Source organism: Zooshikella sp. RANM57, from assembly GCF_050749885.1.
Classification (GTDB): Bacteria; Pseudomonadota; Gammaproteobacteria; order Pseudomonadales; family Zooshikellaceae; genus Zooshikella.
In genome coordinates this window covers 1-1,798 of record NZ_JBOIUB010000045.1, presented here as the reverse complement: position 1 = coordinate 1,798, position 1,798 = coordinate 1, and the positions used below count along the sequence as shown (strand labels likewise).

1 protein-coding gene is annotated in these 1,798 nt (G+C 37.4%); it reads left to right on the top strand.

Annotated features, from left to right (window positions below; translation table 11 throughout):
* Nucleotides 1-1,798 (top strand): hypothetical protein (locus ACQ96U_RS27050; protein ID WP_431724393.1); only part of this gene is annotated, 1,798 nt, incomplete at both ends.

Sequence of the window (1,798 nt, the reverse complement as noted above, 5' to 3'; positions counted from 1 at the left end):
ATGGTGGTTTTATTAATGCGCGGATGGAATTAACGCCTGCTGATCCTGCAACCGCAACTACCATGGATGATATGTTTGGTTTGTTTTATAACAACTTAAACACATCAAATGACAATAAAGTAATTAGGTATATTTATAACCTAAAGTATCAATTTGTGGAAAACCAAGCCGTTGACTTTGAGCAAGAGTTTGATAATGACAATGACACATTGGGACTTATAAATGTGATCAACGGTTTCGCAAGTGGGTACATCAACAACCTTGCAGTACCCACACCTCAAATTAACATTCAAAGTGGGGTGACATTAGAGGTTGGAGATCAAGAGTATATAGCTAGTTATGAAGATTGCTTAACTGTTGTTACTCCAAGTAATATAGCTGAAATAGCTAACTGGACGCTAACTCCAGGTAGTAGTGATTTCACAACAAGTTTCAATATTCAATTACAGCCACTAAGCTATATGGGGATTTTTCACTACATTGGTGTGGAAAGACATTTTGCATATTATTCTGCTTATCCAAACAGCACACTGACGACTATTAGCAGTTTAGAAACCTCAAGCCAAAGCAGTAATGGCTTATATCATGTCACTGCTCAAATTAATGCGGATTTGAACATAGGTTATTGGGGGCACATAAATAATTTTGTTGTATGTATGTTTGATACTAGAGACTTAAACAATTGTCTTCATAAGGAAGAGTACGAACATACTTACACTATATATACAGAGAATGATGAAGAAGTATATACTGAAGTTAGAGAGGCAATCGATTTTTATTTTACAGGGAGTGAAATAGCTGACGATCTGAGTAATGTTCATGACCTTTTTATACAATACTCTGTGAATAAAAATGATGATCATTTTGAGCCTCACCAGCTAGGTATGTATCCAGGTCCTGGTGCAGAATTTCCAGAATATCATGATGGACGGTTAGTGATATCTGATCTTTTTCAGGGTACAATTATATCAAACGCACTTTCTGGCTGTCCACAAACACGTGTAAAATGTGAACTCGATGAGATATTACAAATTCCATTTACACCAGCCTTATCTGCCCAGGTATTTCCTGCAACTATAACTAAATCACTACCAAGTTATCTTAGTAGTGATGACTACAATATCGGTATTGAGATTGTACAAAACACAGAAGAAAATGCACAATATACATATACCATTACTGATAATGGTGGGTTTCAGTTCTTTAGATATAAACTCCATGTTACTTCACGAGTAGACTCAACGGATGATAATTGGGTAGACATACCAAGTGATAATGAAGAAACTGTAGTTTTGATAGATTATAATAGCCCCAGCGGGTCAATGGTTGAGCAAACAGAAAGTTACACTGTCAATCTTATTGTAGAGAATAAAACGAGCCAAGAGACGGTTACAGATCAAACTTTAGTCTTTAACACAGAAAAATCAGCAGGCGATTACAACCCTATTGATTACGATGAACTAATCGACTCCAGCACAAGTGGTGCCTGTTATTTAAACTCCAATTACGCACCTTACCGAACCCGACTGAATACCTTGTTTGCCACTGATTTAGTAGCAAGAGCCAACCAAAGCTTGGAAAGTATACTGAGTTTTGATGCTCAAAATATTCCAGAACCTCAGCTTGGGAAAGGGGGATATGTTAATATCACTTTTGATAGCTCACAGACTGACAATGACTATGAGCTGTATCTCCTAGGATCTGAAACGACCAGCGACTCTGTAAGTGTGATCAGCCAAGGGGTTGTGTCTAATACACCCGTACGCGTGTTTATTCCTGTAACAGGTAGAGAAAGTAC